Genomic DNA, 19,112 nt, shown 5'->3' on the forward strand with positions numbered 1-19,112 from the left:
CTCAGGCTTCGAACGCGCCGCCCTCGAGGCGCTCCTTGACCGTGGTCAGGAAGCGCGCCGCGTCGGCGCCGTCCACGACCCGGTGGTCGTAGGAGAGTGCGAGGAACATCATCGAGCGGATGGCGATCGTCTCGGCGCCGTCGACGTCGGTGACGACGACGGGACGCCGGACGATGGACCCGGTGCCCAGCATCGCGACCTGCGGCTGGTTGAGGATGGGGGTGTCGAAGAGGGCCCCGCGGCTGCCCGTGTTGGTGATGGTGAACGTGCCACCGGTCAGGTCATCGGGCGAGATCTTGTTGTTGCGGGTCCGGTCGGCGACATCGGCGATCGCGCGGGCGAGGCCGGCGATGTTGAGGTCACCGGCGTTCTTCACGACGGGCGTGAAGAGCCCCTTCTCCGTGTCGACGGCGATCGAGAGGTTCTCGGAACCGTGGTAGACGATCTCCTCGCCCTCGACGCTCGCGTTGATCCCCGGGTGCACCTTCAGCGCCTCGGCCGTGGCCTGCGCGATGAAGGGGAGGAAGCTCAGCTTCGTGCCCTCGCGGCGCGCGAAGTCGGCCTTGGCCGCGTCGCGGACGCGGGCGACCTTCGTCATGTCGACCTCGACGACGGTCGTCAGCTGGGCGGAGACCTGGAGGGACTCGACCATGCGCTGGGCGATGACCTTGCGCAGGCGCGACATCTTCTGGCGCGTGCCACGCAGCTGCTGTGCCTCGGCCGACGGCTGCGGGGCGGCCGTCCCGGCCGGCGCGGCGGCGGGGGCAGCGGCGGCCGCGGGGGCGGCCGGCTCCTCCGCCGGCTGCTGGGCGGCCTTTGCCGCGTCAAGGACGTCCTGCTTGCGGATGCGGCCACCGACGCCGGTGCCCGTGAGGGACGCGAGGTCGACGCCGTTGTCCGCGGCGAGCTTGCGCACGAGCGGCGTGACGTAGGACGCGGCGTCCGTGCGGTCGGCCGGCTTGGGGGTCTCCTGCTTCGGGGCTTCGGCCTTGGGGGCCTCGGCTGCGGGGGCTTCCTGCGTGGGGGCCTCCTGCTTGGGCGCTTCAGCAGCGGGCGCGGACGACTGCTCGGGGGCGCCCTCCCTGCTGCTGTCGGAGCCGTCGGCCTGGCCCGCGGGGGTTTCGGCGGGGTCGCCGCCCTCGCCGTCGGCGGGCAGGTCCTGGTTCGCGGGCTCGGCGGCGCTGGGCGCCTCGGCTGCGGGGGCTTCCTGCTTGGGGGCCTCCTGAGCGGGGGCCTCCTGTGCGGGGGCGTCGGCGCCGCCGACAATCGCGAGGTCCGCGCCGACCTCGACCGTCTCGTCCTCCTGGACGAGGATCTTGGTCAGCGTGCCCGCGACGGGCGAGGGGATCTCGGTGTCGACCTTGTCGGTGGAGACCTCGAGGAGGGGCTCGTCGATGGCGACCTCGTCGCCCTCGGCCTTGAGCCAGCGCGTGACGGTGCCTTCGGTGACGGACTCGCCGAGGGCGGGCATCGCGACCTTCGTGCCCTCGCCACCGGCCGGGGTGGCGGCCGGCTCGGGAGCCGGCGCCTCCGCCTCAGGGGCCTGCTCGGTGGACGGCTGCTCGGCCGGGGTCTCCTCAGCCGCGGGGGCCTCAGCCGCGGGGGCCTCGGCGGCGGGCTCCTCAGCTGCGGCGGGGGCCTCCTCGGCGGCCGGGGCGGCAGCGCCGTCGCCGATGACGGCGAGGTCGGCGCCGACTTCCACCGTCTCGTCCTCCTCGACGAGGATCTCCTGCAGCGTGCCCGCGACAGGGGACGGGATCTCGGTGTCCACCTTGTCGGTGGAGACCTCGAGCAGGGGCTCGTCGACGGCAACCTCGTCACCGACGTTCTTCAGCCACCGCGTCACGGTCCCCTCGGTGACGGACTCGCCCAGAGCCGGCATGGTCACGCGTTCAGACATGGGCCTTGTTCTCCTTCATACCTACGTGTCGCTGGTGGTGTCGTGCGGGTCCCAGACTCTCACGCATTGGTGGTGAGCGTCAGGGCAGGTGCCGGGATCATTCTTCCCCGAGGCGGGCACGGGCGGGGCGTCGGGTCACGCCTGGATCGACGGGTCCGTGCCGAGCACACTGGCCTCGTGCGCGCGCACCCGCTGCTCGATCTCGCGCCACGCCGGTTGGTACGAGACGTATCCCGGGTCCCACGGCTTCTGACCACCGGCCCAGTGCACGATCTTCGGTTCCGACACGGACTCCTGCGTGGGCCTCGCGTTCCACTCCGGTCCCAGGGGCAGGCGGTCGGCGCCGACGTAGACGTTGAGGATGTGCTGGTCGTGCATCCCGAAGTTGCCCGCGAAGGGGATGTGGGTGCGGCAGAAGTCGTCCCGGCGCATCCGGTCGAGGTCCAGCACGAGGACCCCGGCGTTGAAACCCACCCAATCGAAGGGGTGGCGGGCGGTGAGGAGGCGGATCGCCTCGTGCCCGAGCTCGGGCGGGAGCGTCTTGTCCTGAGCCGGACCGAAGATGCTCTCGTAGCCGCTGATCATCGAGTTGGCCTCGGAGTCGCGGGCCGCGAGGGGGTGCCCCTCGAGGTCGATGTCGTACAACTCGGCGAGATCGGCCAGCGGCAGCGCGTCGATGTCGTGGTAAACGACCCGGTCGAGGTCCGACAGCAGCTCGGGGAGCAGGAGCCGGTCCATCGTCGAGACGGTGATGTGCGGGATCATCGCGCGGATCTCGCCGTAGTCGACCACGTCGCACGGCAGCCACGTGACGTGAAGCGTGGGGAAGAGTCGCCGGATCAGCTCGTGGTCGCTCGAGTCGTGATCCCGCGAGAGGACGTGCAGGTGCACGGGGCGACTGGCGTGGTCGAGGATCGACTGGACGACGACCCGGAACTGCGCCTTGAGGTTGCCGTCGAGCGCGAGGACGACGTTGATCGGTTCGCCTTCCGGGCCGGGCGCGCTCGCGGGGACGTCGACGATGCCCTCGCGGATCGAGGCGACGGCCGCGTCGACGTCGAAGGTGTGCGGGAGCGTGACCTCCGTGGCCCGGCGCTCCTGCGCCTGCGCCACGAGGTCACGGGTCGCGTCGGTCCACGCGGCGCGGACCTCCTCGTCACCGGCGCCGGCCAGGATGGCCGTCATCGGGGCGCTGAGGATGTCGCCGATCCGGGCGCCCATGTCGTGGACCTCCTGGTCGGTGAGGGGATTGAGACCGTTGAAGCGGATGTCGGCCGGATTGCCCGGGACGAAGTCGACCTCGCGTCCCATGGCCCGCGCCGGCAGGTACGAGTGCAGGCGCTTGGTGACGACCTTCGAGGCACCCGAGATGTAGACGTCCAGGGCCGCGAGCGCCTCGCGCAGGTTGGTCGCGAGCGGTGCCAACGCGACCTCGGAGCGCTCGTTGCGCACTTGCTCACCCGTGGGCGACGGGGTGTCGACATAGATCACCGGGGCGTCGGCCGCGGGCTCGGGAGCATCGTCCGGCTTGGCGAAGCGCACCGTCGTCGTGAGACAGCCCGAGAAGAAGGCGGGGATGTCCAGCCCGAGCAGGAGGTCCACGGTGGACCAGTCGCGACACCCGATCGGCGCGTGCGCGCGCAGGTGCTCGATCGCCTCGGGCGTGAGCATGGCGCGCTTGTTGATGTGGAAGGAGACGTAGATCGGCTTGACCCGGTCGGTGAAGGGGAAGTCGTGGCGGACGCCGGCCAACTTGTGCGCATACCACCCGAAGGCCAGCATCCAGGTGCCGTCGGGGACGGCCGAGTAGCTCGAGGCGTCGCGGTCGACGGCGTAGAGGGCGACCTGCCGCTCCGGGCCCTCGATCCGCAGGTCCCGGGGGACGCGCGCGGCAAGGTCCGCGGCGAAGCGGCCGAGGTCGCTGTCGTCGAAGCGGGCGCCCGTGTGGCGCACGAGGTGGGTCATCGAGGCGATCGTCTGGACGTGGTCGCCGATGTTGGTCGAGGTGTTGCGCCGGTCGGGCTGGTCGTAACCCATGATCCCGAAGGCCACGGCACCCTCGGGCGCCTGCACCGGCTCGGGCGTGCCCTGTGCCACGCGCGGAGCCCAGCGTTGGACCCAGTCGCGGTCGACGATGAGCTTGTCCCGGTCCTCGTCCGAGAGACCGCCGGCCGCGATCGCGTTCTCCACGGCGTCGGCATAACGCTCGGCGAGGGCCACGGACTGGGGCATGCCCAGGCCCATGGCCCGGCGGCACAGGTCGAGCCACTGCCGCGGCTGGAGGGGGTGCGGGTGGGTGAGGGCATAGTCGAGGGCGGCCGCGCAGCGCTCGGGATCGAACTGCCCGGCGAGGAGCAGGTACTCGTTCGGGACGTGGGTGAGCCAGACCTCGTCCGGCAACTCCGAGAAGCGCTCCCACGCAAACTTCGGCAGGCCCATGACGTGGGCCACGAGCCCGGTCGCGAGAGTGCCCGCCTCGCGGGTCGCGGGGTTGTCGTAGAGGGACTGGGCGACCCGGCGGGCGTTGACGCTGCCGGCGGTGTGCGTGTTGTCGCGCACCATGGCGGTCGCCGCCGCGTTGAGGTCGCCGCCGTCGGCGAGGACGCGGCCGAGCGAGGCCAGACCGACGACGCGCTTGACCTTCGCCTCGTGCTCGGCCCGCACCTCCGGCGTGGGCGGGGAACCGGGGGCGTGGCCCAGGACGCTCGGGCGGACGCCCTCCACGTTCGCGCGGATTCCCCGATAGGCGTAGCCGAAGCCCGTCGCCTTCTGGCGTTCCCTTGCCAGTGAGAGCTCCAGTTGACGCATCTCGGCGCGCTCACGCTTCAGTTCCAGCCGCAGGTCCTCGATCTGGGAGGTCAACTGCTGGGGTGTGTCCTGCATGACGGCCTTCGCGGCCCGCCTCACGCGCCGTTTCACCCGATCAGCTTGCTGGCGGACGCGGTCTGTGTCTGGCATGGAGCCCTCCCCGTTGGTGGTCACGGCCGACGGCGGCTCCCGGGGAGCCGCCACCGATCGCCTCCACCCTAGGCGGACTCTCAGCCGTGCGCGTGGAGGGGCTTCCCGGCAAGGGCCATGTGCGCCTCGCCGAGAGCCTCGTTCTGCGTCGGGTGCGCGTGGATCAGGGCGGCGACGTCCTCCGGCCAGGCCTCCCAGCCGACGATGAGCTGGGCCTCGCCGACCTGCTCGCCCATGCGCGCGCCGATCATGTGGACGCCGACGACGGGGCCGCCCGTCGCCCGCACGAGCTTGACGACGCCCTGCGTCTGGAGGATCTGCGACTTGCCGTTGCCGCCGAGGTTGTACTCGATCGTCTCGACGTCGCCGTGGACCTCGCGCGCCTGGGCCTCGGTGAGGCCGACGGAGGCGATCTCGGGGTCGCAGTAGGTCACCCGCGGGATGCCGGACTCGACGATGGGGGTGGGGGAGAGGCCGGCGATGTCCTCGGCCACGAGGATGCCCTGCGCGAAACCGCGGTGGGCCAACTGGAGGCCGGCGACGATGTCGCCGACGGCGTGGACGCCGTCGACGGCGGTGCGGCACAACTCGTCGACGACGACATGGCCGCGCTCGAGGATGATCCCGGCCTCCTCGTAGCCGAGTTCGTCCGTGACGGGACCGCGACCGACCGCGACGAGGAGCAGGTCCGCCTCGAGCGTCGAGCCGTCCTCGAGGGTCACCGTCACGGCGTCGTCGGTCTGGCTGGCGGAGGCGAAGCGCGCACCGGTGCGCACGGTGATCTTGCGCTTGCGGAAGGCGCGCTCAAGGTGCTTGCTCATCGCCTCGTCCTCGGCCGCGACGAGCCGGGGGAGCGCCTCGACGACGGTCACCGCTGCGCCGAAGGAGCGCAGCACGGAGGCGAACTCGACGCCGATGACGCCGCCCCCGAGGACGACGACCCGGTCCGGGACGCTCTCGAGGCGCAGCGCCTGGTCGCTCGTCATGATCCGGCCGCCGATCTCCAGACCGGGCAGGGTCCGCGCGTAGGAGCCCGTCGCGAGGACGACGTGTCGGCCCCGGACGACCTGCGTGCCGTCGGTGGTCGTCACCTCGATGGTGTGGGCGCCGGCGAGGCGACCGCGACCGGTGACGTAGGTGATCCCCTTCGCCGCGACGAGGCCCTGGAGGCCCTTGTACAGCCGCCCGACGACGCCGTCCTTGTAGGCGTGCACGCCGGCCATGTCGATCGACTCGAGGCTCGAGCGGACGCCGAAGCGCTCCCCGTCGCGAGCGTTGTCGGCGACCTCGGCGGCGTGCAGGAGCGCCTTCGTCGGGATGCACCCGCGGTGCAGGCACGTGCCGCCGAGCTCGCCCTGCTCGACGAGCGCGACGCTCAGACCGAGGTCGGCCGCGCGCAACGCGCAGGCATACCCGCCGCTGCCCCCGCCGAGGATGACCACGTCATGCGTGGTGCCCTCCGTGGCGTCCCTCTGGGTCGAGTCGAGGTGGTTCTCGGGCATGGCGCGCTCCCTTGCGTGCTGGCTGCGTGACGGTGGTCCGTGCGATGGCCCGGGTCGCGTGGGTGGTGGACCCGGGACGGTCGGCATCCTGCCATGTCCGCGCAGGGGCCGCCGCCGCCCAAACGGGTGGACCGCCGGTCGCGAAGACTGACAGAGTGGGTGGACAGTGCCCCACCGGGGACGAGAGGGAAGGAGGCCGCGGATGTCCGACAAGAACGCGAGCCAGGGACCGAGCGACGAGGTCAAGCGGAAGTTCCGCGAGGCCCTCGACGCCAAGCACGCCCACGGCGGCCGGGACGTCTCCGACGACCACGCCCGCACGAAGGTGGACGGAGCCCACGGCCCGGCGAAGTCGCAGCAGATGTTCCGCCGCAAGAGCGGCGGCTGAGCGACCCAACCACGCAGAACAGCACTCGGCCCCCGGAGGATTCCGGGGGCCGAGTGCTGTTCACGGCGAGGCGCGAAGGGGGGTCAGGCGGACGCGTGCCCCTCGATCAGGGCGAGCATCGTGCCGATGCCGGCGCCCGTGCCGCCCTTGGGGACGTGACCCCACGCGCCGCCCTCGTTGAAGGACGGTCCGGCGATGTCGAGGTGAGCCCACGGGATCGGCGTACCGTCGGCCGCCTTCGCGAACTCCTGGAGGAAGAGGCCGGCCGTCAGGGCCCCACCCCAGCGGTCGCCCTTGTGGGCGATGTCGGCCACGGTCGAGTCGAGACCGGAGCGAAGGTCCGCCGGCAGCGGCAGCGGCCACGACGGCTCGCCCGCGGTTTCGGCGGCGGCCAGGACAGTGGCGCTCATGTCCTCGCCGTTGGCCATGACACCCGTGAGGCGGGTGCCGAGCGCGACGACGCAGGCACCCGTGAGGGTCGCGATGTCGACGATGGCGTCGGGCGCCGACTCGGCCGCGAGGGTGAGCCCGTCGGCGAGCACCATCCGGCCCTCGGCGTCGGTGTCGATGATCTCGACCGTCGTGCCGCTGCGCATGGTGACGACGTCGCCAGGGCGCTGGGCGTTGCCGCCGGGCATGTTCTCGGCGAGGCAGAGGTAGCCGGTCACCGCGACCGGCAGTTCGAGCTCGGCGGCCGCGAGGACCGTCGCCGCGACGGCGGCCGCACCGGCCATGTCGGACTTCATCGTCAGCATCGAACCGGCGGGCTTGATGCACACGCCACCGGTGTCGAAGGTGATGCCCTTGCCGACGAGCGCAACCGAGGGGGCCTTGCCGCGACCGGAGGGCTTGTAGCTGAGGACGGCGATGCGTGGCGGACGGCTCGAGCCCTGACCCACGCCGACGATGCCGCCGAAGCCACCCTCGGCGAGCGCCTTCTCATCGAGCACCTTGACGGTGACCTTGCCGGGGGAGGCCTTGACGCGCGCCTTGACGGATTCGACGAAGGAGCCGGGGAAGAGGATGTTGGCCGGGTGTTGACGAGGTCGCGAGCGTAGGTGGTCGCCTCGCCGAGGACCTGGGCGCGCGCGATGACGGCCTTGACCGCGGCGCCCTTGCCGAGACCGCTGACGATCTGGATCGTCGCGGCGCGACGGGCGGCCTGGACGCCGGCCGAGTCCGACGTGGGCGCCGGCGCGGACTTGTGGGCCGTGAAGGCGTAGGCGCCGCTGTGCGCACCGTCGGCGACGGCGGCCAGTTCGGCGGTGTCGCCGGCGGGCAGGTGCACGACGACGGTGCTCGCGGAGGCCGTGCGCACACCGGCGCCAGCCGCCCGGCGCAGGGCGTCCGTCGTGATGTCGCCGGCGTCGCCGAGGCCCGCGGGACGAGCGCGACGGTGACGGTCTCACCGAGGCGACCCTCGGCCCCCAGGGCCGGCAGGGCCCTGGTCAGGTGCTCCACGCTCACGTCGTCGAGTCCGTGGCCCTCGGCCAGGGCGACGCCCGAAGGGGTGCGGGCCGTGCCGAGGACGAGCGCGTCGGCGGGGAGGCCGGCGCCGGCGCGGTCGGTGAGCGTGAGGGTGGTCGTCACAGGGATCTCCCGGTTCGTTGAGGATGCAGCGGAGGCCGGATCGGCCCGCCAGCGAGGTTATCCCGTCGGTCGGGTCCGACGGCGTCGGAGGTGGCGGTAGCGTCTGCGCCATGAGCACCGATGCCCTCAAGACGTCCCCCCTGCACGAGCGCCACGTCTCCCTCGGCGCCAAGATGGCCGACTTCGGCGGGTGGGAGATGCCGATCGAGTACCCGGGCGGGGGTGTCGTCGCCGAGCACACGGCCGTCCGTGAGCGCGTGGGCCTCTTCGACGTCAGCCACCTCGGCAAGGCGCGGGTGTCGGGGCCGGGGGCGGCCGCCTTCGTCAACTCCTGCCTGACCAACGACCTGAACCGCATCGAGCAGGGCAAGGCGCAGTACACGTTGTGCTGCGCCGAGAACGGCGGCGTGGTCGACGACCTGATCGCCTACCTGCGCTCGGACGAGGACGTCTTCCTCATCCCCAACGCCGCCAACACCGCGAAGGTCGTCGAGCTGCTCGCCGCCGCCGCGCCCGAAGGCATCACCGTCGAGAACCTGCACGACCGCTACGGCGTCATCGCCGTCCAGGGCACCCGCAGCGACGAGTTGCTGACGAAGCTGGGGCTGCCGGTCGACCACGACTACATGTCGTTCGTCGAGACGGACTGGGACGGGCACCCGGTCATCGTGTGCCGCACCGGATACACGGGGGAGCGCGGCTACGAGCTCGTCCCCGCGTGGGAGGTCACCGCGAGCGTGTGGGACGCCCTCGTCGAGGCGGGTGAGGAGTTCGGTGCGCTGCCCTGTGGGCTCGGCGCCCGCGACACCCTCCGGACCGAGATGGGCTACCCGCTGCACGGCAACGACCTCAGCCTCGACATCACGCCCGTCATGGCCGGCTCGGCCTGGGCCGTCGGCTGGGACAAGGAGACCTTCTGGGGCAAGGACGCGCTCGCGGCGGAGCGGGCCGCGAAGGCGACCCGGCTCACCCGCGGCCTGCTCGTCACCGGGCGGGGCATCCCGCGCTCGCACTGCGTCGTCAAGGACGCCGACGGCAACGAGGTCGGCGAGGTCACCTCCGGCACCTTCTCGCCGACGCTCAAGCAGGGCATCGCGCTCGCGCTGTGTGACCGATCGATCAAGGTCGGCGACTCCGTCGTCATCGACGTCCGCGGCCGGGCCCTCGAGGCGCAGGTCACCAAGCCGCCCTTCGTCGAAGTCGGCGTCCGGGAGGCCTGAGATGGCGGCGCCCGTCAACAGTTCGCGTCACTACGCCCGGGTCTTCGCCGAGCGGGCGGCCGCCCGTGGGTACGGGTCGTCCTTTCGTGTCCTCGACGCGGGGGCCGGCAGCGCGCCCTACGCCGACGTCTTCGCTCATGTCGCCTACGAGACCGCCGACCTGGCGGCGACGCCGGGCAAGGACTACAGCCACATCGACCACGTCTGCGATCTCGTCGACATCCCCGTCGAGGACGACCGCTTCGACCTGGTCTGGTGCTCCCAGGTGTTGGAGCACTGCCGGGAGCCCCGGCGCGTGTTGGCCGAGTTCGCGCGGGTGCTGCGTCCCGGCGGGGAGGCCTGGCTGACGGCGCCGTTCTTCTACGAGGAGCACGAGAAGCCGTGGGACTTCTACCGATTCAGCCGGTTCGGCTGGCAGCACCTGGCGGCAGAGACGGGCTTCGAGGTCGTCGAGATCGAGCCCATGGAGGGCTACTACGGCACCCTGGCCTACTCGCTGGGGATGGCGGCCAAACACCTGCCGAAGGAGATGGCTGACCGGCGCGCGCTGATGGCCGAGCTCGCGGCCGAGTTCGCCGAGCTGGATCTGGTCGACAAGCGCACCGACATCGGCATGTGCAAGAACTACCAGGTGGTGCTGCGGCTCCCCGCGAGCTGAGCGGCAAGGATGAGCCCATGCGCACACCCTTCGACAGTCGCTACGTCGACCTCGTCCGACTCCTGACGCGGTACGGGCGCTCCGATCTGGTCTCCGGTGCCCAGCTGGACGAGTTCGCCGTCGACGACGCTCCCGGCGCGGGCGACCCCGCAGCCGGGCACATCGGGGACACGGGGGACACCGGGGACACCGACACGGCCGATCGGTTCGCCGCGGACCTCGAGCGGATGGGGCCGACCTTCATCAAGCTGGGGCAGCTCCTCTCGACCCGCTACGACCTGCTCCCGCCCGCGTACACCGCCGCGCTGGCGCGACTGCAGGACACCGTCGCCCCGATCCCCTTCGCCGACGTGCGCGCGGTCGTCGAGCGCGAACTCGGCGCCACGCTCGGTGAGCGATTCAGTGACTTCTCCGTCGACCCGTTGGCCTCGGCCTCGATCGGGCAGGTGCACGCGGCGACCCTGCGCAACGGGCGGGACGTCGTCGTCAAGGTCCAGCGGCCCGGTGTCCGCGAGACGATCCGCGACGACATGGAGGTCCTCACCCGATTGGCGGGGCTGGCCGACCACCGGACCCAGGTGGGTCGCCGCTTCGGCTTCGGCCCGCTGCTGGCCCAGTTCCGACGGTCCCTGTCCGGCGAACTGGACTACCGACGGGAGGCGCGCAACCTCGTCACCTTCGGTGAACTCACGGCCGAGTACGAGCACCTCACGGTGCCCCAGCCGGTCATGGAATACACGACGACGCGGATCCTGACGATGGATCGGGTCGAGGGTCGCAAGATCACCGACCTGGGGCGCCTGGGGCTGACCGACGTCGATGCCCGCCCCATCGTCGAGGAACTCTTCCGCGCCTACCTGCGGATGATCCTCGACCACGGCGTCCTGCATGCCGACCCGCACCCGGGCAACCTCCTGCTCACCGACGACGGGCGCCTGGCCCTGCTCGACCTCGGGATGACGGCGAGCGTCCCTCCGCGGATCCAGGAGGACATCACGAAACTCCTCCTCGCGATCGGCGACGGTGATGGCGAGGAGACCGCGGCGATCCTCGCGGCCATGGGACACCCGCTCCCGGGTTACGACGCGGCAGCCTTCCGCGACGACGTCACCCATCTCGTCTCGGAAGCGGTGGCGAGCGGGTCCGGGCTGCAGGTCGGGACGGTGCTGGTGGAGCTGAGCCGGCTCTCGGGCATCCACGGACTGCGGCCGCCGGCGGAGATGTCGATGATCGGCAAGGCCATGCTCAATCTGGACCAGGCGACGTCCCACCTCGACCCGACCTTCGCACCCGCCGAGTCCATACGCGAGAACGTCACCGAGATCTTCGCCTCGGGACTGAAGACGAGCCCGGGCGGCCTGCTGTCGGCGGCCATCGAGGCCAAGACCTTCACGGCCCAACTACCCAAGCGGGCCAACCGGATCCTGGACGCCATGGCGGACGGCGAGTTCCGGGTGCGCGTCGACGCCATCGACGAGCAGCGCCTGCACGTCGTCCTGCAGCGGGTCGCCAACCGCGTGACGCTGGGCCTCATCATCAGCGCGATGCTCGTCGGTGCCGCCTTCATGATGCGGGTCCCGTCGTCCTGGACGCTGCTCGGCTATCCGGGGATCGCGATCGTCTTCTTCCTCGTCGCGGCCGGCGCGGGAGTGGCCCTCGCCGTGTGGATCGTGGCCACCGACCGGAAGGTCGCCCGCGCGGAGCTCCAACACCGCGGGCCCGGTCCGCACTGACCACGGGCGAGCGGGCAGAGCATCTAGGCTGCCCGCATGAGTGAACGCTGGACGTGGACGGCGCAGGCGGCCGACGGCACCGACCTCACCACTGACGAGTTGGCGACGGCCTTCCCCACCCAGGCGGAGGCCGAGGCGTGGTTCGGTGAGACGTGGATGGACCTCGCCGAGCGCGGCGTCTCGGCCGTCACGCTGCACCGGGACGGGGCCGTCGTCTACGGCCCGATGAGCCTCGAGGCCTGAGTCACCCGCTCGACCCGGTCCCGCCCCTCAGCCCTCAGGTGAGGGCGGCGCGTCGGGAGACGAGGTGGAAGAGGGTGGCCATCCGGCGGTAGGGCTCGCGCGCACCGAGGGCCAGTTCGGCGGCGATGAGTGCCTCGAGCTCGGGGTCCGACGGCACGGGCGCATCGGCGGGCATCGCGTCCGAGGCAACCCGGACCCCGTGCCAGATGTGGCCGGTGATGCCCAGGTTCGTCAGCGCGGCCGCCAGCGACTCGGGGTCGTCGGCGTGCGCCGGCACGCCCAATTCGTTGAGGTAGGCCGGGCGCCGGGACTCCGCACGAGCCGTCCGCTGCTCCTCGAGCGCGGCCGTCACGCCTGACCAGTCGCCGCGCTGGGCGGGTCGCCACGCGAGGGAGACGGCCTGACGGGTCAGCACCGACAACAGTCCGCCCTCGGGGACCTTGGCCGCGAGGGCGGCGAGCGCCGGGCCGGTGTCCTCGAGGTACATGAGGACGCCGTGGCAGAGGACGACGTCGTAGGAGGAACGACCGGTCTCGGACAGCGTGTCGAGCGATCCGTCGAGCACCCGGACCCGCGCCCGGACATCGTCCCCTTCGTCCGCCACGGCCGCCGTCAGGGCGGCCCGCATCTGCGCATCGGGCTCGACCGCGTCGACCTGGATCCCGCGGTGCGCCAGGGAGATGGCCTGCGTGCCCTGCCCTGCGCCGACATCGAGCGCTGTCAGACCGTCGGCGTCGCCGGGGAGCTGTTGGGCGAGTTGCCGGGCCACGATCTCCTGGCGCAGGACGTTGCGCAACAGCCCGGCCCGATCGAGCCAGGCGCTGCGACCGCCCCCGAAGACGTCGCCGTCCACGGGTGCCTCAGTCGACCTTCTGCCCCACGGCCACCTGCGGCCGGGGCATCCGCGTGCGACGCATCTGGAAGGCGCGCATGACGAGGTAGAGCGCGTGGCCCTTGAGGTTGGTGTCGGGGCCGAACTTCGCGAGGATCTTGCGCTTCGTCGTGAACCACAGCCGGATCGCGTCCAGCAGGCCGAGGAAGAGCAGGATGTAGGTGAAGAGGAAGACGTAGGTCGCCCACTGCGCGGCGAAGAGCGAGACGACCAGCACGACGAGCATGAGCGGCAGGATCGCCTGCCCGAGGCTGAAGCGGGAGTCGACGACGTCGCGGATGTAGCGCTTGACCGGACCCTTGTCGCGGGCCGGCAGGTGGCGGTCGTCGCCGGTGGCCATGGCCTCGCGGAGCTTCAGTTGGGCCTCGCGGCGCTTGTCGCGGTCGACCCGGCGCGCGGCCTTGCGGTCGGTGACGACCAGCGGTTGCCGGCGCGCGGCCTCCTGGTCACGACGCTTCGGCGTGGGCCGGTTCTTGGCGCCCTCGCGGGGCGTGGGGGTGGCCTGCGCCGCCGCGCTCTGCTGGGGGGAGGTCTCACTCTTGCTTCGTCCGAACACGAGGCCAACTCTAGGCGAGATCCGGGTGACGCCGAGCCACTCGATATGGTCGGGCCGTGACCAACGAGACCCTGAGCCCCGCCCGCATCGAGGAGATCCGCACCCGGGTCGCCGAGTTGCTGCCCGCCGTCCGCGCCGACCTCGAGGCGCTGACCCGCATCCCGAGCGTCAGCCTCGACGCCTTCGACCAGACGCACGTCGAGGCGTCGGCCGAGGCCACCGCCGCGCTGCTGCGCGCGGAGGGGCTCGACGTCGAGATCGTCCGCGAGGGCGGGCGCCCCGCCGTCATCGGGCACATCGACGGCCCGGAGGGCGCGCCGACGGTCATGCTCTACGCCCACCACGACGTCCAGCCCCCGGGCGACGACGCCGACTGGGACAGCCCCGCCTTCGAGCCCACCGAGCGGGACGGCCGCCTCTACGGGCGCGGCGCCGCCGATGACAAGGCCGGAATCATGGCGCACGTCGCCGCCCTGCGCGCCCACTCCGGCGAGCTGCCCGTGGGCGTCACCGTCTTCGTCGAGGGCGAGGAGGAGATCGGCTCCAACTCGCTGGCGACCATCCTCGAGCGGCACGGCGACAAGCTCGCCGCCGACGCGATCGTCCTCGCCGACTCGATGAACTGGGACATCGGCACCCCCGCCCTGACGACGACGCTGCGCGGTCTCGTCCGCGCCGTCGTCACCGTCCGGACGCTCGACCACGGCGTCCACTCCGGCATGTTCGGCGGGCCCGTCCCCGACGCCGTGACCGCCCTCGTGCGTCTCCTGGCGACCCTGCACGACGAGGCCGGCGACGTCGCCGTCGCGGGCCTGAGTGCCGGCACCGCGAGCGACCTCGACTACTCCGAGGCCCGCCTTCGGGAGGAGTCCGGCCTCCTCGACGGCGTCTCGCTCATCGGCACCGGCGGCATCCTCGACCGCCAGTGGACCAAGCCGTCCCTGACCGTCATCGGCCTCGACGTCCCGAGCGTCGCGCGCTCGTCCAACACGCTCGTGCCGTCGGCCTCGGCCAAGATCTCGATGCGCATCGCGCCGGACCAGGACCCCTCCCGCGCCTACGAGCTGCTCGCCGAGCACCTGCGGGCCAACGTCCCGTGGGGCGCGCACCTCGCGATCGAGCTCGACGACGAGGGCCAGGGCTTCTCCGCCGACGCCCAGGGCCCCGTCTACGACGAGGCGCGAGCCGCCTTCACCGATGCGTGGGGCCGGGAGCCGGTCGACATCGGCGTGGGTGGCTCCATCCCCTTCGTCGCGGCCTTCGCCGAGAAGTTCCCGGAGGCGGGGATCCTCGTCACCGGTGTCGAGGACCCGGACACCCGCGCCCACGGTGCCAACGAGTCCCTCCACCTCGGCGAGTTCGAGCGGGTCTGCGTGGCCGAGGCGATCCTGCTGGCGCGGCTGGGAGCGATGCCGCGCTGACTCGGATCGATACCGCGCTGACTAGGATCGAGCCATGACTCAGGGCAGCTACGTCGAACCCTCCTACGAGCGCGACACGCGCTACCTGGGGGACCGGATCGTCGATCGCGGCCCCGGGAGTGCCATGGGCGAAGGGGAGTGGCCGGTCGAGGCCGGCCGCTATCGCCTCGTCGTCGCGCGCGCCTGCCCGTGGGCGAACCGGACGATCATCGTGCGCCGGCTGCTCGGGCTCGAGAACGTCCTGTCCATGGGGATCTGCGGCCCGACGCACGACGCCGACAGTTGGACCTTCGACCTCGACCCGGGCGGGGTCGATCCCGTCCTCGGGATCGCGCGGATCAAGGACGCCTACGAGCGGCGTCAGCCCGGCTATCCCCGCGGGATCACCGTGCCGGCGATCGTCGACGTGCCGACCGGGCAGGTCGTCACGAACGACTTCGCCCAGATGACGCTGGACTTCTCGACGCAGTGGCGCGCCCATCACCGGGAGGGCGCCCCCGACCTCTACCCCGAGGCGCTGCGCGAGGAGATCGACCTCGTCAACCGGCGGGTCTACACCGAGGTCAACAACGGGGTCTACCGGTGTGGGTTCGCCGGGACGCAGAGCGCGTACGACGACGCCTACGAGCGACTCTTCACCGCCCTGGACTGGCTCGACGAGCGCCTCACCACCCGCCGGTACCTCGTCGGGGAGAGCCTGACCGAGGCCGACGTCCGACTCTTCACGACCCTGGCGCGCTTCGACGCCGTCTACCACGGCCACTTCAAGTGCAATCGGCAGAAGCTGAGCGAGTTCGACGCCCTGTGGGCCTACGCCCGGGACCTCTTCACGACGCCCGGCTTCGGCGACACCACGGACTTCGTGCACATCAAGAGTCACTACTACGAGGTCCATCGCGACATCAATCCCACGGGCATCGTCCCGGCGGGGCCGGACGTGGCCGGATGGCTCGAGCCGCACGGCCGCGAGTCCCTCGGGGGCAACCCGTTCGGCGACGGAACGCCGCCCGGGCCACCGCCGGAGGGTGAGCGCGTCGATCCCGCGCACAACCCCCACGTCGGCCCGGACGGCCTCGTGCGGTCCGTCAGAGGCTGACCCGGACCACCTGCCCGCCACCGGCCACGATGCTGCCCGTCGTGACGTAGGCGGCTCCGCCACGCAGCGCCACGCCGTACGGCGCGAAGAGTCCGCCCGCCACGACGGTGTGGCTGGCCGAGCCCGGGGTGACCCGCACCAGCGCGCCCACGGGTCCGTTGAGCAGTCCGTCGCTCGCGAGCTGGACGGCGTAGAGGGTGCCCGCCCCGTCGAAGGCGAGGTCCGTGACGTTGGTCAGCCCGCTCGCGTAGACGGACTGGGTGCCGTCGGCGGCGATCCGGAGGATCGTGGACAGTCCCGCCTCAAAGGGGAATCCGGTCAGCTGGCTGACGTACAGCGCCCCGTCCGGACCTCGCACGACCGAGGTCGGGACCGCCTGCGCCGGGATCTGCGTCCCCTCGGGGAGCCCGAGGAAGGGGGGAGCGGTGGCCATCTGGTCCTGCAGGACCGTGACCGTCGAGGTCGCGCCGCCCTTGGCTGCGGCCACGATGGTGTTGCCGCCGGCGTCGGCGATGACGTAGCCACTGCCGTCCTTGATCAGGCCGCCGGGATTGCTGTCGGGGTCGTGGATCGGGTTGGTGGCGGCCTCGTGCGCCGTGATGTCGGCGAAGGTGCGCATGGACTGGGACGAGGTGCCGGGTGCGGTGACGACCTGGATCGTGCCGAGAGTGTGCGCGGAGGCGGGGAAGGCGTCCCGCACGGCGGGATCGGCTCCGAGGCCGAGCGAGACGGCGATGGCGCGCGGGCTGGCCGGGGCGACATCGGTCGGGCCGATCGCCTGAGCGCCCCCGGGAGCCGCCACGGACGGGAGCCCGGTGACGACGCGACGCTGGACGCCGTGGCGCACGCGGGTCACGGCGCCGCTGTCGCCGAGGCACACCTCGTCGCCCTCGGGCCCCGTGAGGCACTGGCCCTCACCGCCGCGACCCGCCTCGGCGACGTAGAGGTCGCCATGCGTGCCGAAGGAGAGGTGTCGGGGGTTGTCGAGGCCCTGGGCGACGACGGTGACGTGGTTGTCCGCCCGGGCCGGGGCGGCGGCGAGCGCGACGGGGGTGGCGAGGGCGAGGGCGAGCGCCGCGGTCGACGCGAAACGGCGGCGAGAAGGCGTGCGAGAAGGCGTGCGAGGGGACCGTTCGAGCTCTGACGTGGACATGATGTCTCCGGGTGTCGGCGAATGGGTCGCTCTCGACTCTCCTCGCCCGGTCCGCCATCGGCCATCCCTCGTTGTGACCACATGGCGCTGCGGTGGGACCATGGCGCCATGCACGTGCTGTTCGCCCCCGATTGCTTCACCGGCACCCTCACCGCGCGCCAGGCGGCCGAGGCCATGGCGCAGGGGTGGCGACGCAGCGCCCCCGACGACCTCCTCACCCTGCTGCCGCTCTCCGACGGCGGTCCCGGATTCGTCGACGTCATCGCCTCCGCCCTGCCCGGGGACACCGTCGTGACCACCGTTTCGGACCCGCGGGGGCGGCCGGTGCCGGCCGCCTTCCTCATGACGACCGGCGCCGACGGACGCCGGACCGCCTGGATCGAGTCGGCCCAGGCGATCGGGTTGCACCTGCTCGACGCCCCCGAGCGCGACCCGGGCGTCACCACGACGACCGGTCTGGGCGAGATGCTGGACGCTGCCCTCGCCGAGGGAGCGACCCGGATCGTCGTCGGCCTCGGTGGCAGCGGGACCAACGACGCCGGCGCCGGCATGCTGGCGGCCCTCGGGGTGGGGGATCGCGCCGAACTCGGGGCTGGCGGCCTCAGGCTGACGGCCATCGACGACGACGCCCTCGGCGGCCTTGCCGACCTGCGGGCACGGCTCGCGGGCATCGAGATCATCGCGGCCACGGACGTCGACTCGCCGCTGCTGGGTCTGCAGGGGGCGAGCGCGGTCTTCTCCGCCCAGAAGGGGGCCTCGCCCGAGACCTCCCAGGCGCTGGAGGCGGCCCTCGGCAGGTTCGTCGAGGTCGTCGGGCGCACGGCCCCGGCCCCCTCGGACCTGCTCACCGGGCGGCCCCGCCGACTCGACAAGCAGCCGGGCGCGGGCGCCGCGGGGGGTGTCGGCTACGGGCTTCTCGTGCTCGGCGCGACGACCCGCAGCGGCGTTGACCTCGTCCTCGAGGCGTGCGGCGCCGCGGACCTCGTCGCGGCTGCCGAGCTCGTCGTGACGGGGGAGGGCACCTTCGACTGGCAGAGCCTGCAAGGGAAGGTCGTGTCCGGCGTGGCGCGGCTGGGTCTCGAGCACGCCGTGCCGACGGTCATCGTGGCCGGGCAGAAGAGCGTGGGCCGCCGCGAGACGATGTCGCTGGGTGTCAGCGGCTCCTACGCCGTGGCGGAGACCGACGAGCAGGTCGCAGCCGCGCTCGCCGATCCCGTGGGGACGCTGGCCGCGCGGACCGCCCGGGTGGCCGCCACGTGGTCGCCGCGCCGCTGACCGTGACGTTGACCGCTCAGGTGACGGACGTATCCTGCCCGTGGGAACAATCCTCACCAGCGAGTGGTTGGCCCCTGAGAACGTCTCCCACCCAGAAGGGCCCGATGGCATGAGCATCCAGGACACCACCCCGCAGACCGAGCAGGCCGCGACCGAGGCCCACGAGGTCACCCTGACCGAGGTCGCCGCCGCCAAGGTCAAGTCCCTGCTCGAGCAGGAGGGCCGCGACGACCTGCGCCTGCGCATCGGCGTGCAGCCCGGCGGCTGCTCCGGACTGATCTACCAGCTCTACTTCGACGAGCGCACCCTCGACGGTGACCTCGTCCGCGACTTCGGCGGTGTCGAGGTCGTCGTCGACCGCATGAGCGCCCCCTACCTCGGTGGCGCCACGATCGACTTCGCCGACACCATCGAGAAGCAGGGCTTCACGATCGACAACCCCAACGCGGGCAGCTCCTGCGCCTGCGGCGACTCCTTCAGCTGATCGACGGAGTTCCCCAGCACGACCTGACCGACTCGGTCGCGAC

General features: G+C 72.0%; 16 protein-coding genes and 1 pseudogene. 9 read left to right on the forward strand and 8 right to left on the reverse strand.

Annotated elements, in window-relative coordinates; all coding sequences use genetic code 11:
* Window position 1 precedes the first annotated feature (1 nt).
* From sucB to lpdA, 3 genes are all read right to left on the reverse strand, one after another.
* Window positions 2–1,900, reverse strand: a complete 1,899-nt coding sequence (gene sucB / locus ACQBAS_RS04820) for a 2-oxoglutarate dehydrogenase, E2 component, dihydrolipoamide succinyltransferase (RefSeq protein WP_427385253.1) — start codon at window positions 1,898–1,900, stop codon at window positions 2–4.
* A gap of 135 nt (window positions 1,901–2,035) precedes the next feature.
* On the reverse strand, window positions 2,036–4,783 hold the full coding sequence (locus ACQBAS_RS04825) for a glycosyltransferase (protein ID WP_427385254.1): 2,748 nt from the start codon (window positions 4,781–4,783) through the stop codon (window positions 2,036–2,038).
* A 155-nt stretch (window positions 4,784–4,938) separates the two neighbouring features.
* A complete protein-coding gene (gene lpdA, locus ACQBAS_RS04830; protein WP_427385255.1) occupies window positions 4,939–6,360 on the reverse strand; it encodes a dihydrolipoyl dehydrogenase in 1,422 nt (473 codons plus the stop codon).
* Window positions 6,361–6,562: 202 nt separating this feature from the next.
* On the opposite strand from lpdA, the gene ACQBAS_RS04835 reads away from it, so the two are divergent.
* Entirely contained in the window at window positions 6,563–6,748 is a 186-nt protein-coding gene (locus ACQBAS_RS04835; RefSeq protein ID WP_427385256.1) for a DUF5302 domain-containing protein, read from the forward strand.
* Between the two features lie 83 nt (window positions 6,749–6,831).
* Here ACQBAS_RS04835 and ACQBAS_RS04840 read toward each other — a convergent pair whose 3' ends face one another.
* The gene (locus tag ACQBAS_RS04840; RefSeq protein WP_427385580.1) at window positions 6,832–7,773 is read right to left on the reverse strand and encodes a leucyl aminopeptidase; all 942 of its coding nucleotides are present in this window, start codon (window positions 7,771–7,773) and stop codon (window positions 6,832–6,834) included.
* 230 nt (window positions 7,774–8,003) lie between these two features.
* Window positions 8,004–8,066 (reverse strand): annotated as a pseudogene (locus ACQBAS_RS04845) (hypothetical protein); the annotation flags it as partial.
* A gap of 382 nt (window positions 8,067–8,448) precedes the next feature.
* On the opposite strand from ACQBAS_RS04845, the gene gcvT reads away from it, so the two are divergent.
* From gcvT to ACQBAS_RS04865, 4 genes are read left to right on the forward strand one after another with little or no spacing between them, the layout of a single operon-like run.
* Window positions 8,449–9,558 carry a glycine cleavage system aminomethyltransferase GcvT gene (gene gcvT / locus ACQBAS_RS04850; RefSeq protein ID WP_427385257.1) on the forward strand — a complete coding sequence of 370 codons (1,110 nt, stop codon included), beginning with the start codon at window positions 8,449–8,451 and terminating at the stop codon, window positions 9,556–9,558.
* A gap of 1 nt (window position 9,559) precedes the next feature.
* On the forward strand, window positions 9,560–10,216 hold the full coding sequence (locus tag ACQBAS_RS04855; RefSeq protein ID WP_427385258.1) for a methyltransferase domain-containing protein: 657 nt from the start codon (window positions 9,560–9,562) through the stop codon (window positions 10,214–10,216).
* A gap of 17 nt (window positions 10,217–10,233) precedes the next feature.
* Entirely contained in the window at window positions 10,234–11,949 is a 1,716-nt protein-coding gene (locus ACQBAS_RS04860; protein ID WP_427385259.1) for an ABC1 kinase family protein, read from the forward strand.
* 36 nt (window positions 11,950–11,985) lie between these two features.
* Window positions 11,986–12,192: a hypothetical protein gene (locus tag ACQBAS_RS04865; protein WP_427385260.1), complete on the forward strand. Its 207-nt coding sequence runs from the start codon at window positions 11,986–11,988 to the stop codon at window positions 12,190–12,192.
* Window positions 12,193–12,226: 34 nt separating this feature from the next.
* Here ACQBAS_RS04865 and ACQBAS_RS04870 read toward each other — a convergent pair whose 3' ends face one another.
* Window positions 12,227–13,045: a class I SAM-dependent methyltransferase gene (locus ACQBAS_RS04870; RefSeq protein ID WP_427385261.1), complete on the reverse strand. Its 819-nt coding sequence runs from the start codon at window positions 13,043–13,045 to the stop codon at window positions 12,227–12,229.
* Window positions 13,046–13,052: 7 nt separating this feature from the next.
* Window positions 13,053–13,640: a DUF3043 domain-containing protein gene (locus tag ACQBAS_RS04875; protein ID WP_427385262.1), complete on the reverse strand. Its 588-nt coding sequence runs from the start codon at window positions 13,638–13,640 to the stop codon at window positions 13,053–13,055.
* A 56-nt stretch (window positions 13,641–13,696) separates the two neighbouring features.
* On the opposite strand from ACQBAS_RS04875, the gene ACQBAS_RS04880 reads away from it, so the two are divergent.
* Together ACQBAS_RS04880 and ACQBAS_RS04885 are read left to right on the forward strand one after the other, a co-directional pair.
* The gene (locus ACQBAS_RS04880; protein WP_427385263.1) at window positions 13,697–15,061 is read left to right on the forward strand and encodes a dipeptidase; all 1,365 of its coding nucleotides are present in this window, start codon (window positions 13,697–13,699) and stop codon (window positions 15,059–15,061) included.
* 34 nt (window positions 15,062–15,095) lie between these two features.
* Complete coding sequence (locus ACQBAS_RS04885; protein WP_427385264.1) at window positions 15,096–16,157, forward strand: glutathione S-transferase family protein; 1,062 nt, start codon at window positions 15,096–15,098, stop codon at window positions 16,155–16,157.
* Here ACQBAS_RS04885 and ACQBAS_RS04890 read toward each other — a convergent pair.
* Complete coding sequence (locus ACQBAS_RS04890; RefSeq protein ID WP_427385265.1) at window positions 16,147–17,310, reverse strand: ScyD/ScyE family protein; 1,164 nt, start codon at window positions 17,308–17,310, stop codon at window positions 16,147–16,149. The two genes, ACQBAS_RS04885 and ACQBAS_RS04890, sit on opposite strands and share 11 nt — an antisense overlap.
* A gap of 108 nt (window positions 17,311–17,418) precedes the next feature.
* Here ACQBAS_RS04890 and ACQBAS_RS04895 point away from each other — a divergent pair, with 108 nt between their 5' ends.
* The gene (locus ACQBAS_RS04895; RefSeq protein WP_427385266.1) at window positions 17,419–18,585 is read left to right on the forward strand and encodes a glycerate kinase; all 1,167 of its coding nucleotides are present in this window, start codon (window positions 17,419–17,421) and stop codon (window positions 18,583–18,585) included.
* 109 nt (window positions 18,586–18,694) lie between these two features.
* Window positions 18,695–19,069, forward strand: a complete 375-nt coding sequence (locus ACQBAS_RS04900) for a HesB/IscA family protein (protein ID WP_427385267.1) — start codon at window positions 18,695–18,697, stop codon at window positions 19,067–19,069.
* The last annotated feature ends 43 nt before the right edge of the window (window positions 19,070–19,112 follow it).

The sequence above is a fragment of the Janibacter zhaoxuefangae genome (assembly GCF_050271985.1).
GTDB lineage: Bacteria > Actinomycetota > Actinomycetes > Actinomycetales > Dermatophilaceae.

Excerpts from the sequence above, each read along its gene's own strand:
- ACQBAS_RS04835 (WP_427385256.1), top strand. The coding sequence starts at position 6,563 with ATGTCCGACAAGAACGCGAGCCAGGGACCGAGCGACGAGGTCAAGCGG.
- ACQBAS_RS04900 (WP_427385267.1), top strand. The coding sequence starts at position 18,695 with ATGAGCATCCAGGACACCACCCCGCAGACCGAGCAGGCCGCGACCGAG.
- ACQBAS_RS04860 (WP_427385259.1), top strand. The coding sequence starts at position 10,234 with ATGCGCACACCCTTCGACAGTCGCTACGTCGACCTCGTCCGACTCCTG.
- ACQBAS_RS04865 (WP_427385260.1), top strand. The coding sequence starts at position 11,986 with ATGAGTGAACGCTGGACGTGGACGGCGCAGGCGGCCGACGGCACCGAC.
- ACQBAS_RS04885 (WP_427385264.1), top strand. The coding sequence starts at position 15,096 with ATGACTCAGGGCAGCTACGTCGAACCCTCCTACGAGCGCGACACGCGC.
- ACQBAS_RS04895 (WP_427385266.1), top strand. The coding sequence starts at position 17,419 with ATGCACGTGCTGTTCGCCCCCGATTGCTTCACCGGCACCCTCACCGCG.
- ACQBAS_RS04890 (WP_427385265.1), bottom strand. The coding sequence starts at position 17,310 with ATGTCCACGTCAGAGCTCGAACGGTCCCCTCGCACGCCTTCTCGCACG.
- ACQBAS_RS04825 (WP_427385254.1), bottom strand. The coding sequence starts at position 4,783 with ATGCAGGACACACCCCAGCAGTTGACCTCCCAGATCGAGGACCTGCGG.
- lpdA (WP_427385255.1), bottom strand. The coding sequence starts at position 6,360 with ATGCCCGAGAACCACCTCGACTCGACCCAGAGGGACGCCACGGAGGGC.
- gcvT (WP_427385257.1), top strand. The coding sequence starts at position 8,449 with ATGAGCACCGATGCCCTCAAGACGTCCCCCCTGCACGAGCGCCACGTC.
- sucB (WP_427385253.1), bottom strand. The coding sequence starts at position 1,900 with ATGTCTGAACGCGTGACCATGCCGGCTCTGGGCGAGTCCGTCACCGAG.
- ACQBAS_RS04855 (WP_427385258.1), top strand. The coding sequence starts at position 9,560 with ATGGCGGCGCCCGTCAACAGTTCGCGTCACTACGCCCGGGTCTTCGCC.